Annotated in this window: 18 protein-coding genes; 14 read left to right on the forward strand and 4 right to left on the reverse strand. The window is 47.7% G+C overall.

Annotation, left to right across the window (positions count from 1 at the left end; all coding sequences use genetic code 11):
• The first annotated feature begins 4 nt into the window (after positions 1-4).
• Both ARCVE_RS05975 and speE read left to right on the forward strand, forming a co-directional pair.
• Positions 5-571, forward strand: a complete 567-nt coding sequence (locus tag ARCVE_RS05975; protein ID WP_013683870.1) for a DUF447 domain-containing protein — start codon at positions 5-7, stop codon at positions 569-571.
• A 136-nt stretch (positions 572-707) separates the two neighbouring features.
• Entirely contained in the window at positions 708-1,538 is an 831-nt protein-coding gene (gene speE, locus ARCVE_RS05980; RefSeq protein WP_013683871.1) for a polyamine aminopropyltransferase, read from the forward strand.
• Positions 1,539-1,572: 34 nt separating this feature from the next.
• Here speE and fhcD read toward each other — a convergent pair whose 3' ends face one another.
• A complete protein-coding gene (gene fhcD, locus ARCVE_RS05985) occupies positions 1,573-2,463 on the reverse strand; it encodes a formylmethanofuran--tetrahydromethanopterin N-formyltransferase (RefSeq protein WP_013683872.1) in 891 nt (296 codons plus the stop codon).
• A gap of 155 nt (positions 2,464-2,618) precedes the next feature.
• Positions 2,619-3,887, reverse strand: coding sequence for a hydroxymethylglutaryl-CoA reductase, degradative (locus ARCVE_RS05990; protein ID WP_013683873.1), 1,269 nt, complete (start codon positions 3,885-3,887; stop codon positions 2,619-2,621).
• An 85-nt stretch (positions 3,888-3,972) separates the two neighbouring features.
• Here ARCVE_RS05990 and ARCVE_RS05995 point away from each other — a divergent pair, with 85 nt between their 5' ends.
• The 7 genes from ARCVE_RS05995 (at position 3,973) to ARCVE_RS06025 (ending at position 8,898) form a co-directional block, all read left to right on the forward strand.
• Positions 3,973-4,218, forward strand: a complete 246-nt coding sequence (locus tag ARCVE_RS05995; RefSeq protein ID WP_013683874.1) for a hypothetical protein — start codon at positions 3,973-3,975, stop codon at positions 4,216-4,218.
• Positions 4,219-4,335: 117 nt separating this feature from the next.
• Complete coding sequence (locus tag ARCVE_RS06000; RefSeq protein ID WP_013683875.1) at positions 4,336-4,956, forward strand: pyruvate ferredoxin oxidoreductase subunit gamma; 621 nt, start codon at positions 4,336-4,338, stop codon at positions 4,954-4,956.
• Complete coding sequence (locus tag ARCVE_RS06005; RefSeq protein WP_013683876.1) at positions 4,953-5,282, forward strand: 4Fe-4S binding protein; 330 nt, start codon at positions 4,953-4,955, stop codon at positions 5,280-5,282. The genes ARCVE_RS06000 and ARCVE_RS06005 overlap by 4 nt, the downstream gene beginning before the upstream one ends.
• A complete protein-coding gene (locus ARCVE_RS06010) occupies positions 5,279-6,451 on the forward strand; it encodes a transketolase C-terminal domain-containing protein (protein WP_013683877.1) in 1,173 nt (390 codons plus the stop codon). Before ARCVE_RS06005 ends, ARCVE_RS06010 begins: the two co-directional genes overlap by 4 nt.
• The gene (locus tag ARCVE_RS06015) at positions 6,448-7,323 is read left to right on the forward strand and encodes a thiamine pyrophosphate-dependent enzyme (protein ID WP_013683878.1); all 876 of its coding nucleotides are present in this window, start codon (positions 6,448-6,450) and stop codon (positions 7,321-7,323) included. Before ARCVE_RS06010 ends, ARCVE_RS06015 begins: the two co-directional genes overlap by 4 nt.
• A gap of 31 nt (positions 7,324-7,354) precedes the next feature.
• A complete protein-coding gene (locus ARCVE_RS06020) occupies positions 7,355-8,137 on the forward strand; it encodes an inositol monophosphatase family protein (protein ID WP_013683879.1) in 783 nt (260 codons plus the stop codon).
• Positions 8,134-8,898, forward strand: a complete 765-nt coding sequence (locus ARCVE_RS06025) for an NAD(+)/NADH kinase (protein WP_013683880.1) — start codon at positions 8,134-8,136, stop codon at positions 8,896-8,898. Before ARCVE_RS06020 ends, ARCVE_RS06025 begins: the two co-directional genes overlap by 4 nt.
• Positions 8,899-8,902: 4 nt before the next feature.
• Here ARCVE_RS06025 and ARCVE_RS06030 read toward each other — a convergent pair whose 3' ends face one another.
• Together ARCVE_RS06030 and ARCVE_RS06035 are read right to left on the reverse strand one after the other, a co-directional pair.
• Positions 8,903-10,093 carry a potassium channel family protein gene (locus tag ARCVE_RS06030; protein WP_052302993.1) on the reverse strand — a complete coding sequence of 397 codons (1,191 nt, stop codon included), beginning with the start codon at positions 10,091-10,093 and terminating at the stop codon, positions 8,903-8,905.
• A 56-nt stretch (positions 10,094-10,149) separates the two neighbouring features.
• Positions 10,150-10,482, reverse strand: a complete 333-nt coding sequence (locus ARCVE_RS06035) for a hypothetical protein (protein WP_013683882.1) — start codon at positions 10,480-10,482, stop codon at positions 10,150-10,152.
• Positions 10,483-10,608: 126 nt separating this feature from the next.
• Between ARCVE_RS06035 and eif5A the strand changes: the two genes are divergently transcribed.
• From eif5A to ARCVE_RS06060, 5 genes are all read left to right on the forward strand, one after another.
• A complete protein-coding gene (gene eif5A / locus ARCVE_RS06040) occupies positions 10,609-10,983 on the forward strand; it encodes a translation initiation factor IF-5A (protein WP_013683883.1) in 375 nt (124 codons plus the stop codon).
• 13 nt (positions 10,984-10,996) lie between these two features.
• Complete coding sequence (speB, locus tag ARCVE_RS06045; RefSeq protein WP_013683884.1) at positions 10,997-11,839, forward strand: agmatinase; 843 nt, start codon at positions 10,997-10,999, stop codon at positions 11,837-11,839.
• Positions 11,840-12,120: 281 nt separating this feature from the next.
• Positions 12,121-13,101: a radical SAM protein gene (locus ARCVE_RS06050; RefSeq protein WP_013683885.1), complete on the forward strand. Its 981-nt coding sequence runs from the start codon at positions 12,121-12,123 to the stop codon at positions 13,099-13,101.
• Between the two features lie 113 nt (positions 13,102-13,214).
• Complete coding sequence (locus tag ARCVE_RS06055) at positions 13,215-14,846, forward strand: hypothetical protein (protein ID WP_269479068.1); 1,632 nt, start codon at positions 13,215-13,217, stop codon at positions 14,844-14,846.
• A gap of 115 nt (positions 14,847-14,961) precedes the next feature.
• Entirely contained in the window at positions 14,962-15,600 is a 639-nt protein-coding gene (locus ARCVE_RS06060) for an IS6 family transposase (RefSeq protein ID WP_013682893.1), read from the forward strand.
• The last annotated feature ends 21 nt before the right edge of the window (positions 15,601-15,621 follow it).

The raw sequence follows: 15,621 nt of genomic DNA on the forward strand, positions 1-15,621 counted from the left end.
ATACTTGAAGCTTTCAGATTTCGGCTTTACTGAGGGAATAAACGAAATTATAGCGATTACGAGGGGTGTGTCTGATGCTGGCGAACTCAATGCAGCCCCGATTGGCATAATAGTTGAGGACGCCAGCAGTAGAGTTGCAAGAGCGAGGTTGTTTCCGAGCCACACGAAGGAGAACGTGGAGAACGGCAGTCCACTGTGGGCAAACATCTGCTTTGATGCAGTTCTGTTTGTAATTTCAGCCTTTGAGGATCCTGGAGAGGAGTTTTACGCATCGCTCAACCCGCCAGTATTGAAGGGCGCTGTGGTATGCTGCAGATTCGATGTTGAAATGGATGGTGGAACTGCAAAGCTTGAACTTGCTGAAGGCACTGTCATAGAAAGGCCGCTCAGGGCAGTTAACAGAGGGTTCAACGCAGTTATAGAGGCAACAGTTCACGCGACGAGGTATGCAATGGGGGTGAAGAACCTCGAGGAGAAAATTAGGTACTATGGAACGATCGTGGAGAAGTGCGGGGGGAGTAGGGAGAAGGAGGCGTATAAACTTCTTCTTGACTACATCCGACTGAAATAGTCGTCTGGTATTTCGATCTGACACACCTCAGTCTAACTGCCTGGGACTTGGCAAATAAAGCCCGTCTCGATAACCAAGATTCACAGGATTATCCACAGACAGTTACCTTTTTAAATCTAACTACATGCCTGGAGACATGGAATGGTTCATAGAAGCGAGTGACAACTATGGATTGATGATTAGAGTCAGGAAAAAGCTTTACGAGTTTAAAGGACTCCAGCACATTGAGATTTATGATACCGTATTCGGCAAGATGCTCGTCATTGATGGCTATGTGCAGTTTATAGAGAGGTTCGAGGCATCATATCACGAGATGCTCGCTCACGTCCCCATGCTGACCCACCCAAGCCCCAAAAAGGTACTGATAATAGGTGGTGGAGATGGAGGTACTGCAAGAGAAGTGCTCAAACATGATCCCGATGAGGTTGTTATGGTCGAGATTGACAGAAACGTTGTCGAGGCTTGCAGGCAGCATGTGGGAATAGACAAGGGAGCTCTTGACGACCCCCGCCTTACCCTCCTGATAGAAAACGGAATAGAGTACGTGAAAAACTGCGACGAGAAGTTCGACGTTCTGATAGTTGACGGCACGGATCCGAGTCCGGCGAGCGAGCCTCTATTCTCTCCAGACTTCTACAGGGCGTGTTCCCGCATATCCGACATTTACGCAATGCAGAGCCAGTCACCGGTGCTGCAGGAGAAAGAGTTTCGCACGGTTCTCCGAAACACTGCCGTTTTCAGGGAAAGGAGGGTTTATCTCTCATATATACCGATGTATCCTGGAGGAATCTGGAGCTTTCTCATCGCGTCTGATAGTAGCCTCAACGTGGAGCTGGATAAAATCAGAAGGAGGTTTGAGGAAAGAAGAATAGAGACAGAGTACTACACTCCCGAAGTGCACGTTGCAGCCTTTACGCTGCCAAGATGGCTTGAAAACATTGTTAGAGAGATGGGTTTGGAAGTTTAAATTTTTAAATTAAAATTATAAAATATTGGTGAGTTTAGAGCAAATCCTTCAGGTATATCGCGTGTCTGCCAAGCTTGCCACCGTAGTTTCCGGCGGTGATTTTTACAATGCCCGGCACCTTTACGGCGGCCATTATGCCCGCCCTCATGGCCTCGCTCACAGCCTCGACACTCAGTCCGTTGATGACTATTTCGTAAATTGCATTGACCCCCTCAGGCACATCGCTTTCCACCTGTCCCTTGAGCGAAGGGGCAAAGCGCTCGTTTGTTGTGGCTTTGAGGAACTTGTACTTGTTTGCTCCGACTTTCGAGCCAGAGGCAACTATTCCCCCAGGAAACGGAGTTATAACATGCTTCACGCTGGAAATAGCATCAACAGCAGCTCTTGCAGCCGCAAGGGCAGCAGGCTGGTTTTCACCCATTATAAAGAAGTTCCCTCCGGCGACGCCCTGAACGACGCCAAAATCGTTCTCGACTATGAAATCGCCCTCCATTATCGGTATCGCCCATACCTTTCTGTCACCGATTTCGAGCTGTTTTTCGAAACCGTCTCCAAAGTACCTCAGCTTGTTTCCTGTATCGAATCTTTCCTCCGCATCGGGCAAAGCGTCGAAGGCTCTTGCAGTTGGAGCCGTCAGAATGCACTGCCCTATCCTGGCTATGAGCTGCTGCTCCAGAGTCTTCTTGCTGGGGTGACATATCTGAATGTAAACTCCCGGTCTGCCATCCGGAGTCTCTTCGGGCTTTGCCTTCCCCTCTATTCCTGCCTCTGCCGGGCACATTATTATGGACGTACCAAAGCCAGTAGCCTCTGTTGCTGCAACTTCCGCAAGTCCATAATCGTAGGCGGTTATCAGAACCCTGGCAACGTAGATATCAAATGCCTCGGCAAAGGTGTCCTCGATTTCAACTCCGTTGAGCTTCATGGCCGGCAATTTTTCATGGATAATATTAACGTTTTGATTTGAGTCCCGTGTTGAATGCGTGTGACACTCAAGGTCTCGTAATTCCTATTTCTTCATTGCTTGATAAATGAAGAAGAAAAAGTCAAAACAAGAGAAAATAAATTGATAGACTACAATCAAAGCCCACCTGAGCGAATCTTCTCCAGAACTTCCTTTGCGTAGTCCATTTTTATTTTTCTTTCCTTCACAAGTATCTCAACGACCTTGTCTATTTCCTCGCCGACTGCTCCAACGGATATGGCCATGTTCCTTGCATGAAGCTCCATGTGACCGCGCTGTATTCCTTCTGTTGCAAGCGCCCTCAACGCTGCAAAGTTCTGCGCCAAACCAACCGCTGCAATGACTCTCGATAGCTCTTCGGCCGTTTTAACACCCAGTATCTTCAGGCATACCCTCGCCATCGGATTAACGGAAGTAGCTCCTCCTACAATTCCAACTGCTACGGGCAGCTCTATTGTACCTACTAAATCACCGTCCTCGTTCTTTTCGTAGGTCGTGAGAGGCTTGTAACCACCGAGGGCTGCGTAAGAGTGTGCTCCTGCTTCAACCGCCCTGAAATCGTTGCCTGTGGCGATAACGACCGCCGAAACACCGTTCATTATCCCCTTGTTGTGTGTTGCGCATCTATATGGATCGGCTTTTGCAAAGGCGTAGGCCTCGATTATGCCATCAACGACCTCTTCTCCTCCTATAGCGTCCTTGTCGAACACAGCCTTTGCTCTCGCGAGCCTGTACGTTGCGAGATTCGAGATTATCCTCAGCCTGACCTTTCCTCCCGTAACGCGCTCAATTATCGGAGCTACGGCTTCGGCCATCGTGTTTACGGCGTTTGCACCCATCGCATCCCTGACGTCTACGAGGAGGTGCACGATTAGCATCGGGCCAACGATTGTGTCGATGACCCTTGCCTCTATATCTTTACATCCACCGCCGAGTTTTACGAGAATAGAGTCCTGCTCGTTGGCTTTCTGGATTATTTCATCCTTGTGTCTCAGCACTTCAATCTTTGCAGCAAAAGGGTCTGGAAGCCTTACCACCTGAATCTGGCCTATCATGACTGGCGGAGTTGCCTGCGTAACAAATCCACCCTTCACCCTCGCCATTTTTGCAGCGTTGCTCGCTGCAGCGACGACACTTGGCTCCTCAATTGCCATGGGTATCAGGTAGTCCTTTCCGTCGATGAGAAAATTCGTGGCTATGCCCAAGGGAAGCTCGAAGGTGCCGATTACGTTCTCAATCATTCTGTCTGCAATGTCGAGAGATAGAGCACCATTCTTCAACGCAAGCTCTTTTTCCTCATCACTCAAGTCGGCAAACTCAGCAACCTTTTCGAGCCTTTCCTCAATGCTGAGCTTGTAGAACCCGGGAATCCTCGAGGATTTCATGGCTGCAGTAGGGTAGCGGATTAAAAAACTCTTTCGCTCTCTCCATGGGAAAAGCTTAAATTGATACGGTTGAGCTTCCGAAGATATGATAAAGTTAATTCGATGCCCGTCCTGTGGAGAGGAGATTGTGCTTAACGACCTTTACAAAGGCATGGAAGTCCAGTGCAAGCTCTGCAATTGTATTATGATATACCAAGATGGGAAATTCCTTCTTCTCGATACAAATGAGGAGTTCAGCATAGAAGAGCTTGCGCAGGAAGAGAAAGGCGAAGAAGAGGAACTTGACGAGGAGTTCGACGAAGACTACTATTTTGAAGAGGATGAATACTGAGACAGAGAAGTCCATATTTTTCTAATCTTGACACTGTCACCTTATTTGTACTTCTTGCAGATTTTAGCACGAATAATCATTGAAAAAGCCCCTGTGAGGCTATTGTTAGGATAAACAATGATAAACTTTATTAACTACACCTCGACATCTGCAGCAAAAGCATTCGGGGGGATATTTATTTTACTGGAGGTAAGATTCCACGGAAGAGGAGGACAGGGAGTCGTTACATCGGCAGATGTCTTAGCAGTTGCAGCTTTTAAAGAAGGTTATTACACACTCTCGTTCCCAACCTTTGGGGCGGAAAAGCGTGGAACTCCTGTTGCGTCTTTCCTGAGGGTATCTGATAAGCCAATAGTGCTGAGGGACGAAATTTACAACCCCGATTACGTCGTCGTTCTTGATCCGACAGTGATGGAATCTGTAAACGTTGTAGCTGGCCTGAAAGAGAACGGGATGGTGATAGCCAATTATCCCAGTGAGGAGAAAGTCAGAGAGTTACTCGGCGTAAAGGCTGTTGCAATAAACGCCACAAAACTCGCAATAGAGTACCTCGGGAGGCCTATAACGAATACGGTGATGGTAGGGGCTTTCGCAGGCATAACAGGGCTCGTCAAACTCGAAACTTTAAAAGAGACAATTGTCGAATGGTTTAAAAATCCGGCAATTGCCGAAAAAAACGCCACGCTCGTTGAAATCGCCTACAAGGAGATGGAAAAGCGCAAGGAGGAGATATCATGAAGATCAGGATAAGCCTCGGGGCAGTTTCGAGGCCCCTTGAATCACTCAAGATAAAAACGGGTGACTGGGGTGCAGAATACCCAGTAATAGACGAGGAAAAGTGCATTGGTTGCGGGGAGTGTGAGACGTTCTGCCCTGACCTCTGTATTGAGCTCGTTGAAAGAGAGGGAAATAACGAGAATAGCGGAGAGAACAAGAAGAAGAAAAAGAAAGTTGCAAAGGTTAACTACGATTACTGCAAGGGGTGCGGAACTTGCAGCGTGGTGTGTCCGGCTGAAGCCATCAGGATGGAACTTAAGGACATATATAAGGGTGAGCTGAAATGATGAAGGTGGTAAGAGGTTTCTATTCCGTAGCGTACAGTGTCAAACTCTGCAAACCCAACGTGATATGTGCGTATCCAATAACTCCACAGACCGAGATTGTTGAAAGGCTTGCCGAGATGTACGCCAACGGTGAGCTTGGCGACTGTGAGTACATCACAGCAGAATCTGAGTTTGGATCTGCGTCAATCCTCGTTGGTGCTTCTGCAGCGGGAGCGAGGACGTTCACAGCAACATGCTCTCAGGGCCTCATTCTGATGAGCGAAGTACTGTGGAACGCTGCCGGTATGAGGCTACCAATTGTCATCGTAAATGCCAACCGTTCGTTGTCTGCTCCACTGAGCATATGGAACGACCACCAGGACAGCATGGCTATGCGTGACGCGGGCATAATCCAGGTTTACGTGGAGAACAATCAGGAAGTCCACGATATGATACCACAGGCCTTCAAGGTGGCTGAAGACCGCCGTGTAATGCTTCCCTTCATGGTCTGTATGGACGGATACAAGCTCACGCATGCATATGAGCCTGTCGATTTGCTCAGTCAGGAACTCGTTGATTCGTTCCTTCCGCCCTACGACCCGCCGGTGAAACTCACGACAAAAGACCCGCTAACCTTCGGCAGCTACGCAACACCCGCCACGTACATGGAGTTTCGCGCTGCAATGCATAACGCAATGGAGAGGGCGCGAAAAGTTATGGATGAGGTGTTCAAAGAATGGGCAGAAGTCAGCGGAAGGAACTGGGGAGGACATATTGCCAACAGTGGGGAGGGCGCAGAAGTTTACGTGATTGCAATGGGTTCTTTGGTTGGCCTCGTGAGGGATGTGGTGGATGAGCTGAGAAAGGATGGAAAGTCTGTTGACCTGATAAAGCTCAGAACCTTCCGCCCCTTCCCGGCAGATGAGCTAAGAAAAGCTCTGAGTGGTGCGAGCAAAGTTATCGTTTTCGAGCGCAGCCTGTCGCTTGGCAGCGAACCTCCCGTAACTCTCGACGTGAAGTCAGCGATACAGAAGTTGGATATAGACGTATACTCCCTCGTAGTTGGCCTTGGTGGAAGGGATGTGCCGAGAGATCTTGTAAAGAAGAGCATTGAAGAGGTAATTGATGGCAAGGTTGAGCCGGGTATGCACTTTAGAGGACTCAAGGACTATGAAGAGGTGATAGTGTGAAGTATTTTGGTTCAGGTCATGGAGCGTGCCCGGGATGCGGGCTGCCGATTGCAGTTAAGAACGTCCTTGAGGCAATAGGCCCGTGCTTCGTTGCCAACTCAACTGGATGTCTTGAGATTATCAGTTCGCAGTATGGAAAGAGCGCGTGGGGCGTGCCATACATACACTCTCTCTTCGAGAATGCTGCTGCCGTTGCCGCTGGCATAGAGGCTGCTCTGAAAGCCCTGGGTAGAACGGATGAAGGGCCTGTTGTAGTCTTTGCGGGAGATGGTGCTACGGCTGATATAGGTATCGGCCCGCTTTCCGGCATGTTCGATAGAGGTCATGACGTCCTCTACATCTGCCTTGACAACGAGGCATACCAGAACACCGGCAACCAGCAGAGCGGCCTTACGCCAACTGGGAGCAACACCACAACCTGTCCGGCTGGAAAGTTGATGCCCGGAAAGCCGGGGCCCAAGAAAGACATGGTCGCAATAGCTCTCGCCCACAAAGTGCCCTACGTGGCAACAGCGAGTGTAGCATATCCGAAAGATATCAGAAGAAAGGCAAAGAGGGCGATGGAGTTCGAGGGACCAAAGTACATCCAGATTCACTCAACCTGTGTTACAGGATGGGGTATTGAGGGTAAACTGGCAATTCCGATTGCAAGGCTTGCTGTGGAAACAGGATTATATCCGCTTGTGGAGTACGAAAACGGAAAGCTGGTCAGGGTCAGAAAGATAAAGAAGAGAAAGCCCGTTGAAGAGTATCTCAAACCGCAGAAGAGGTTCAGACACCTGTTCAAGCACCCGAAGGGTCATGAGATAATAGAGGAAATTCAGCGCATAGCAGACGAGAATGCCGCGAGGTTCGGACTCGATGTAGAGTAAAATCTATCTTTAGTACCTTCTTTTTTTATCCATGCGTAGCAGTGAAGCACTTGAAATTTCCCGCCACGTTGCCGAAGAAGTAAGAAAAGCTGTTCTTCCTATCGCTGGAAGTAAAGAGGCAGGAATAGAGGTTGGAATGGGGAAAGATGGAACGCCAACAAAGAGGATTGATAGAATTGCGGAAGATGCCGCACTTGCGGTGTTGAAAGACTACGACGTCAGAGTTATAACAGAAGAATCGGGAGTCGTTGGAGATGGTGAAGTAATCGTTGCCCTCGACCCCGTAGACGGAACGTTCAACGCAGCCAAGGGCGTTCCGATATACTCCGTTGCTCTTTGCTTCTCGAGAGGTGAGAAGATTGAGGACACATTCTTCGGCTATGTGATAAATCTCGCAACTGGGGTTGAGTACTGGGCCGACGAAAAGGCGTATAAGGATGGCGAACCCATTACCGTCTCGGATAGCGACTCGCTGCGATGCAACGCGATAATGTACTATCCCCGGAGGGAGTACGGTTTTAAAAGAATAAGGATCTTCGGCAGTGCAGCTCTCGAGATATGTTTTGTTGCTGATGGCTCGTTCGACTGCTTTATAGATATAAGGAAAGGTGCCGGAAAAGGTCTGCTGAGAGTTTACGATGTTGCCGCATCACTGTTCATAGCTAAAAAGGCCGGAGCAATCGTTACAGACGACAGAGGAAACGACATCGGGAACAAAAGGTTTACAATGGATGAACGCTTTAGACTCGTAGTTGCGAACGAAAAGCTGCATCCAAAACTGCTTGAAGTTCTTAAAGGCTGGGATTCGAAATGAAGGCAGCGGTAGTTTACAAGCCGGACTCACTGGATGTTGCGGAGAGCGTTAAGGAGTTCCTGCTCAGCCTCAACGTGGAGGCAGAAGTCTGTGAACAGTCTAAGGAGCTTGAGAACTATAACTTCATCGTGAGCGTTGGTGGGGACGGAACGATTCTCAGAACCCTGCAGATGCTCGACGAATGCCCTCCAATTTTCGGAGTGAATACCGGAAAGGTTGGGTTGCTGACCCATGCATCTCCGGAGGACTTCAAGGAGAAACTTGGAAAAGCTATTGAGGATATGAACATCGAGGAGTTCATGCGCATCGAATGCACCAACGGAGAGAGGCTGATAGCCCTCAATGAAATCGCCCTACTGACAGCTGTACCAGCAAGGCTCGTGGAGTTTACGGTATGCGTTGACGGTATTGAAATTGAAAAGATGAGGGGTGATGGTTTACTTATATCGACACCAATTGGCTCAACAGCCTACGCATTGTCAACGGGCGGCCCCATAATCGATCCCCGCATGTATTGCGTCCTTGTCGTCCCGGTTGCACCCTTCAAGCTCGGCTGGAAGCCTTGGGTCGTCGATGCGAGTAGAACGGTGGAAGTTACGATTCACAACAGGCCGTGCCTTGCAATAGCCGACGGTCATAGAATAGTGGAGATTCCACCGGGAAGTAAGCTGGTATTTGAGAAGTCAGGATTTCCAGCCAGGTTTTTTAAAATTCCCAACAGAATAAAGAGAATAACAGAAATGCTCAGAAAAATGGACTGATTTTTCACCTTACCTTCTGCGCCTTCGCAGCGCAGAGGCGGCGCAGAAGCTGCTCCCCTTCTCTCGTCCCCTTCACAATCAGCAAATCACCGGACTGAATTTTCGTCGAGGCAGTTGGGTGGGTAATCCACCTGTGTCCTCTCTTGATTGCAACCACGTGCATTCCAGTATTCGTTTCGACTTTTGCCTCTCCGAGTGTCTTGCCGTCGAGGCTCGATTGCCTCGTTACCTCTACTATCGTAATTATTTCGTCCGCTTCCCTCATAGCCTCCTTGAATATAGGGTGAATCTCCATCTTCTCGATGACTATCTGAGCTATTTCCTTCGCTGAGTCGGCAATCGTTTCACTCGCGTACGCGATGTCAAGGAGCGCAACAAGAGGTTTGAGCTCCTCACCCTTGAAGTGCTTCGAGCTTTCGAGAACCCAGTGCTGGAGTTCGTACTTCATGTTGTCGACTTTCTCCTCTATGTACCCTACCTCCTGCGCAATCTCGTCGTTGTAGTAGAGCAGTGAAAGGTAGCTCAGATCGACAGCAAGCTCGGATAGGTTCTTCATCTCTATGAGAATGTCAACAGCCCTGTCGAGATCTTCAACTTCCAGTTCTGGTTCAGTTTCATCGATTTTTCTTTCCTCCCCTGTCACGAACTTAAAAAACTTCGGAACTCCCGATATGTCTCCTTTCGCGAAGAGCGTATCTCCCTTGTAGATCTTCGTGTCTCTGTCGGGGTCGAATATCCACTCGTAGCCTCTTCTTATCGCGATGACTTTCATTCCTGTTAAGGTGTGCAGCCTCGCCTCTCCGAGCGTTTTCCCTGCAAGCTCGGACACTTCGGATACTGTTGCCTTTGCGACAGTCTCTTCGCTTTTCAGGAGGGCTATCTTTACCATGTCCTTCGGAAGCTGAAATCCGCGCAGGACGAGAATTGCTATGTCTCCTGCGGCGTTGCTTATTTTCTGGCTTGCGTTTGCAATCTGTAGAACTGTCGAAACTGATTCCGCTTCGTCAACCCTCCTCGCTGCGAGTATCGAGACTATCCTGATCTGCTTCAGCAGACTGTTCATCCGGTTTTCGAGGTCAAGAACTTCCTCCGCTATATCCTCGTTGTCGAAAAGGATTGCAGAATAGGCAAGATCGACAATAACCTCCGAGGTGTCCTTAATCTCTATTAGCAAATCCTTAACGGTTCGCCGCATTTTTTTGTCCATTCTTCAGGACAATATTTAAGAGTTTCGTAAAATCCAACAGCAGGCTAATCGGTCTTTTTTCTTTTCGTTCTGGTGATGTATCTTCTGAATGTAAGCGCTGTCAGGGCAACGCACCACTCTCTGAGCACCTCAATGTCCCCCTCGCTTGCAGCAATAACCTCAATCCCATCTGGTCTCAGAATGGCGAGTTCTTCTCCGTTGGCCCTCAGGACGATTATCTCCTCTTTTCTGAAAAGTTCGAGCGTGTACGGTGGATCAAATATAGTGATGAAGTCTTCACTGCATTCGGCTTTCTCCCTCAGAACGTGTCTGAGAAGTTCGAAGGAGCACAGAATTTTTCTGCATAGATTGCCCCACTCTTCCTCAGGTGTCAACACGCCTCACTTTGGGAAAACTCTTTATGATACTTTTGGTAAATGGCTGGCAAAGGTGTTAATAATAATTCCTCCAAAATCCAAAACCTTTAAATTTACTCGAAGGGGCTGGAAAAAGAGGTGGTTAAAATGAAGCAGCAGGCAGAAGTGAGACAGCTCAGAGAGGGCGGTTATGTTATCATAGACGATGAGCCGTGTGAGATTCTGAGCATATCCGTCAGCAAACCCGGTAAACACGGAGCGGCTAAGGCGAGAATAGACGCTGTAGGAATTTTTGATGGGCAGAAGAGGAGCATCGTGCAGCCCGTTACTGCGAAGATCTACATTCCTATCGTTGAAAGAAAGAGGGCTCAGGTAATAAGCGTCGTCGGCAACGTAGCCCAGCTCATGGACCTCACGACATATGAAACATTCGAGCTGACCGTTCCAGAGGGTGTAGAACTCGAGCCGGGCAAGGAAATATTCTACATCGAGTCCCTCGGCAAGAGAAAGATCGAGAAGTAACAAGAGAGAAGTCATGCACATAGATTCTTTTTTTGCGTGCTCCAATTCAAATATTGACGAAGCGGAATTCGTAGTATTTGGAATTCCATACGACGCTACGCAATCATTTAAGCCCGGTTCCCGCTTTGCCCCCAACGCCATAAGGGAGGCAAGCTGGAACCTCGAAGATTTTTCCCTCTTTTCCCGCTTTTCACTTTACAGAGCAAAGATATGCGATGCGGGCAACATCAATGTCGATGGGGACTTTGAAGCTGTAGCCTCGAGGGTAGAGGAGTTCATGAGCGGTCTGTCGGGCATTCCCATCGCCCTTGGTGGGGAGCACACCGTAAGCTACGCATGCGCTAAGAACTTCGAAGAAGTTTGCTTCGTTGTTTTCGATGCGCACTTCGATTTAAGAGATAAATTCGACGGTAATCCCTTTAACCACGCTTGTACGTCGAGGAGAGTATACGAGCTTGGCCACAAACTCATTCTAATAGGCGTCCGGAGCTGCACGGAAGAAGAATTGCAATTTGCGGAGGAGGGAGGGATAAAATTCTACACTTCTTTCGATGTGATCAAAAAGGGAATGGCCGCGATTCTCAAAGAGATAGAAGGTGAAATTTCGGACAGAGTGTATCTCTCTGTAGATGTGGATGCTTTCGATCCAGCATACGCTCCGGGTGTTTCCACGCCGGAGCCTTTTGGTATAACACCCTTCGACTACCTCGCATTTCTGGAAAAGTTTGCAGACAGAATTGTCGGGATGGATGTAGTTGAAGTGGTTCCGGATTCAGAAAAGGTAACACAAATTCTTGCAGCAAAACTCGTGGTGGAATTCATTGCTCGTAAACACACTTCTTCCTTTTTCCGGTGATACATTGCTCGAAATATTTGCAATCTTCACATGTTTCTGGCCTTTTTTGTTTCCTTATGTACTCCACCATAAACTCTGATGTGGAAATTGATAGGGTATATAGTTCTTTTGATTTTGTTCTAAAATTTTATTTTCAAAGCCTGGATTAATAATTTCAAAGTCAAGATAGCTTTAGAACTCCATCCCGATGCATACTTTACGCAATCCCGTCTGAAAATTTTAAATCATAGGAATTGAGAAAATATGTCAACATTTTAATACTTTCTTATCGTAAGTAATCTGTGAAGTGTGAAGTCTGCGGTTGTAGAATTTACAGCGGAACCATCCCGATCTGCCCGGAATGTGCAAAAACGGAAGTAGCTCTGGATTATGCGAGACTTTTACATCCTGAAATCGACACTATGAGAAAAGGGAAGACCATCTGCCGCCTCTGCTCAAATGAGTGCTCTACAGGCGTCTGTGGATTGAGGAGAGTCGTTGACGGCAAAAGGAAATCCCTCGTAAGCAGCAAGAAGGCGATACTTCACGCTTACGAAGACCCGCTCCCAACGAACTGCTGCAACTCCTGGTTCTGCGCAGCGAGCGAGTTCAGCGGAACGAATCTTGCGGTCTTCTACTATGGCTGCGGCTTCGACTGCCTGTACTGTCAGAACTGGGAACACAAGCTCGTAGAACATGGCAAAGTAGTTGAAATTGATGAAATGGTCGAAAGCGCAATGAACCCGCGCATAAAGTGCATATGTCACTTCGGCGGCTCACCCGAGCCACAGCTACCCTTCGCCATCAGGTTCAGCGAGGAGGTTCTGAAGAGGAGGGATGTCATGGTGTGCTGGGAGTGGAACGGTGGTGCACATACAAAACTCGCGCTGAAAGCAGCAAAACTCAGCTACGAGAGCAGAGGAACTGTTAAGTTCGACTTAAAGGCCTGGAATGACAACCTGCATGTTTTGCTCACGGGGAGGAGCAACAGGCGAACTCTTGAGAATTTCGTCAGAATATATGAAGAGTACCCAGATGTCCTTTCCGCAACAACACTGCTCGTACCGTATTACGTTGACGAGGATGAAGTAGAGAACATAGCCCGTTTCATTGCATCTCTCAGCGAGCACATTCCATATTCGCTGCTCGTTTTTCATCCAGACTACAGGCTGAATGATATGCCTGTAACTCCGAGGGAGCAGGTGAGAAGGTGCTATAATGCGGCGAGAAAGCACCTCAAAAGAGTACATGTTGGCAATGTCTACCTGATAGGATACTTCTAGTGTTTTGGATGACTGTATCTTCTGATGAGAAGATGATTGAGAAGTTTTTTATAATTTCTGCTGAAACACTACAAAAATGGAGAAAAATAGAGGTGATTTGAACGTTTATAATTATTGCTGGGGAAGAAGCAGGGCCTAAATCGAACAAACTCGGTGGGGTTTGGAACGTAATCGATGCAGAAGCGAAGAAAATGGCCGAAATAGCTTCAGAAGAGATTATAGTTGTCGGTCCTTATTTCGAGAGACTTGGCCAGGACTGGAGTCCGAAGAACAGAATAACACATGCAGAATTCGATGATGCTGTAGGTAGCGCGATAGACGAGGCGGCAAAGCGCGTTGGACTTCCTTACGTTACTGGAAAGATTGGAAAGGTGAACTACGTCCTCTTCAACGTTGAGCATTGCCTTGGCAGGATAGTTCGCTACGATAATCAGGACATGCGCCTGAGCGATGCAGTGAAGGCTGAAGCTTACAGGCTCGTTGGTCTTGATTCTTTGCGGTACGAGGCGACGAGCTACGGCAGAGAGTACACACACTACTTGAACCTGAGTTATGCGGTCTCGGAGTTTACAAAGGCATTACTCGACTCAGGCAAAGTTTCCCTCCACTGCCACGAGTATCCCGTTTTTTACGCTATCGCAAGGCTGGAAAAGCTGAAGATACCTGTAAAAACCGTTGCAACGTTCCACGCAACGAAAATTGGAAGAGCTCTCGGAGTAGGTGTTTTTGACAAGATAAGAAGGGGCGACCCAACATATCCTCCGAACATCCAGCACGGCCTCGTCGAACTCGAAAAGCTTGCGAAGTACGCAGAAACAGTAACGTTCGTGAGCGAGGGGACAAGAGCCGAGGCAAAGCTGTTTTACGGCATTGATGGCCTCGTTATAAGAAATGGGATTGAAGTAACGAACGAAATCATAGACTGGGAAAAAAAGACTGAGTGCCTGAACAGAATACGTTCCACAATTGTATCAAGGCTGAGCAGGTACAACGGAATCGAACTCGAGGAGGAGCAGATCATTCCGATATATACCATATCGAGACTCGAACTCGAAAACAAGGGCTACCCCGACCTTATGGATGCCCTCGTCATACTCGATAGAATTCTGACCAACAGGATTGAGAATGGTGAGATTGAGGAAGTTAAGGTATTCTGCCTGCTGATTACTGCTTTTGGCTATAAGGATCCATCTACTCTTCCTGAAGGTTTTCCTGTTGAGCTGCCGGATGAAATACTCGTAGGAGATGAGCTAAGATTGAAGAAGATGGTCGAAAAGAGGAAAATTGACGTAGGCAACCTCAAGAAGCGTGCGGTTTGTGCAATGCCATACCCTCAGTGGGTCGGAAGAAACGATGGTGGCTTTGGGATGACGATCGATGAGATCGCTGCGGGCTGTGTTGCAGGCATATTTCCTTCGAGGTACGAGCCTTTCCTCCTTACTGCACTCGAGGCGTGTAGCGAGGCGTGTCCGGTGGTGATAAGCAGGGCGTGTGGGTTCAGCGGGGCTGTTAAGGAGCTTCAGAGGAGAAAGGGAATCTTTGGTGGAGTTATCCTCGTCGATAACATCGAGCAGAGTTACCTCGAAACTATTACTGACTACGCGTTCGGTCTACATATTATAATTGATGCGCTCCTCAGGGACAGGGCGAAGGATAAGATGATGTGCTCCACAGCCTTCGTTCTTGCCAACGAAATGAGCTGGGATGAGCCAGTCGGGATGTACTACGAGATACTCAGGGAATGAATTCACTTCTTATTTTTTAACTATATAATAAATAACTTACATTAAACAAAATAATTTCGAAGCAACAAGATGGCAGTGTCAAAATAACAAAAAATAAATAACTAAGATACAACTTATGCAGCCTGCGCTAAGCCAGTTGGTAGATTACGTCAAGTCTACAAAAGTCTTTCGAAGGAACAGGAAAGATGTGGAACTTAAAATACTTGCAGCATTATTATACTTCTTTGGCCTTTCTTTGAGAAAAACAAGTGATTTTCTATCTTTATTCGAAGAAATAAGTCACGAATCTGTTAGGATTTACTACCATAGACTCAAAACAGTCTTAAAACAACCAGAAAAGAAGAAAAGAAGACTTGTTGCGATAGATGAAACAAAAATAAAACTGGAAAAGAAACAAATCTTTGTTTGGGCTGCTATAGACGTTGATACCATGGAATGCCTAGCTATATGGGCTTCTGGAGGAAGAGGAAGCTTTGAAGCTTACGTTTTCCTTAGAGAAGTTCTCAAGCATTGCGAAAACAAGCCAGAGATCGTTGTTGATAGAGGTTTCTGGTATCTGTGGGCTTTGAAAAGGTTAGGGCTGAGATACAGGCATGAAACGTTTGGTAGAAGAAATGCTGTAGAAGGATTCTTTTCGAGGTTTAAAGAGAGAACGAAGAGGTTCTGGAACAGATTTCCATTCAGGAGTTCTTTTGTCTCTGTACAGAGCTGGTTGGAGAGCTTTATGGCCTTCTACAACTACTGGAGGTGTTAACTTGACACTACCCAACAAGAT

This window comes from Archaeoglobus veneficus SNP6, assembly GCF_000194625.1.
Classification (GTDB): domain Archaea; phylum Halobacteriota; class Archaeoglobi; order Archaeoglobales; family Archaeoglobaceae; genus Archaeoglobus_C; species Archaeoglobus_C veneficus.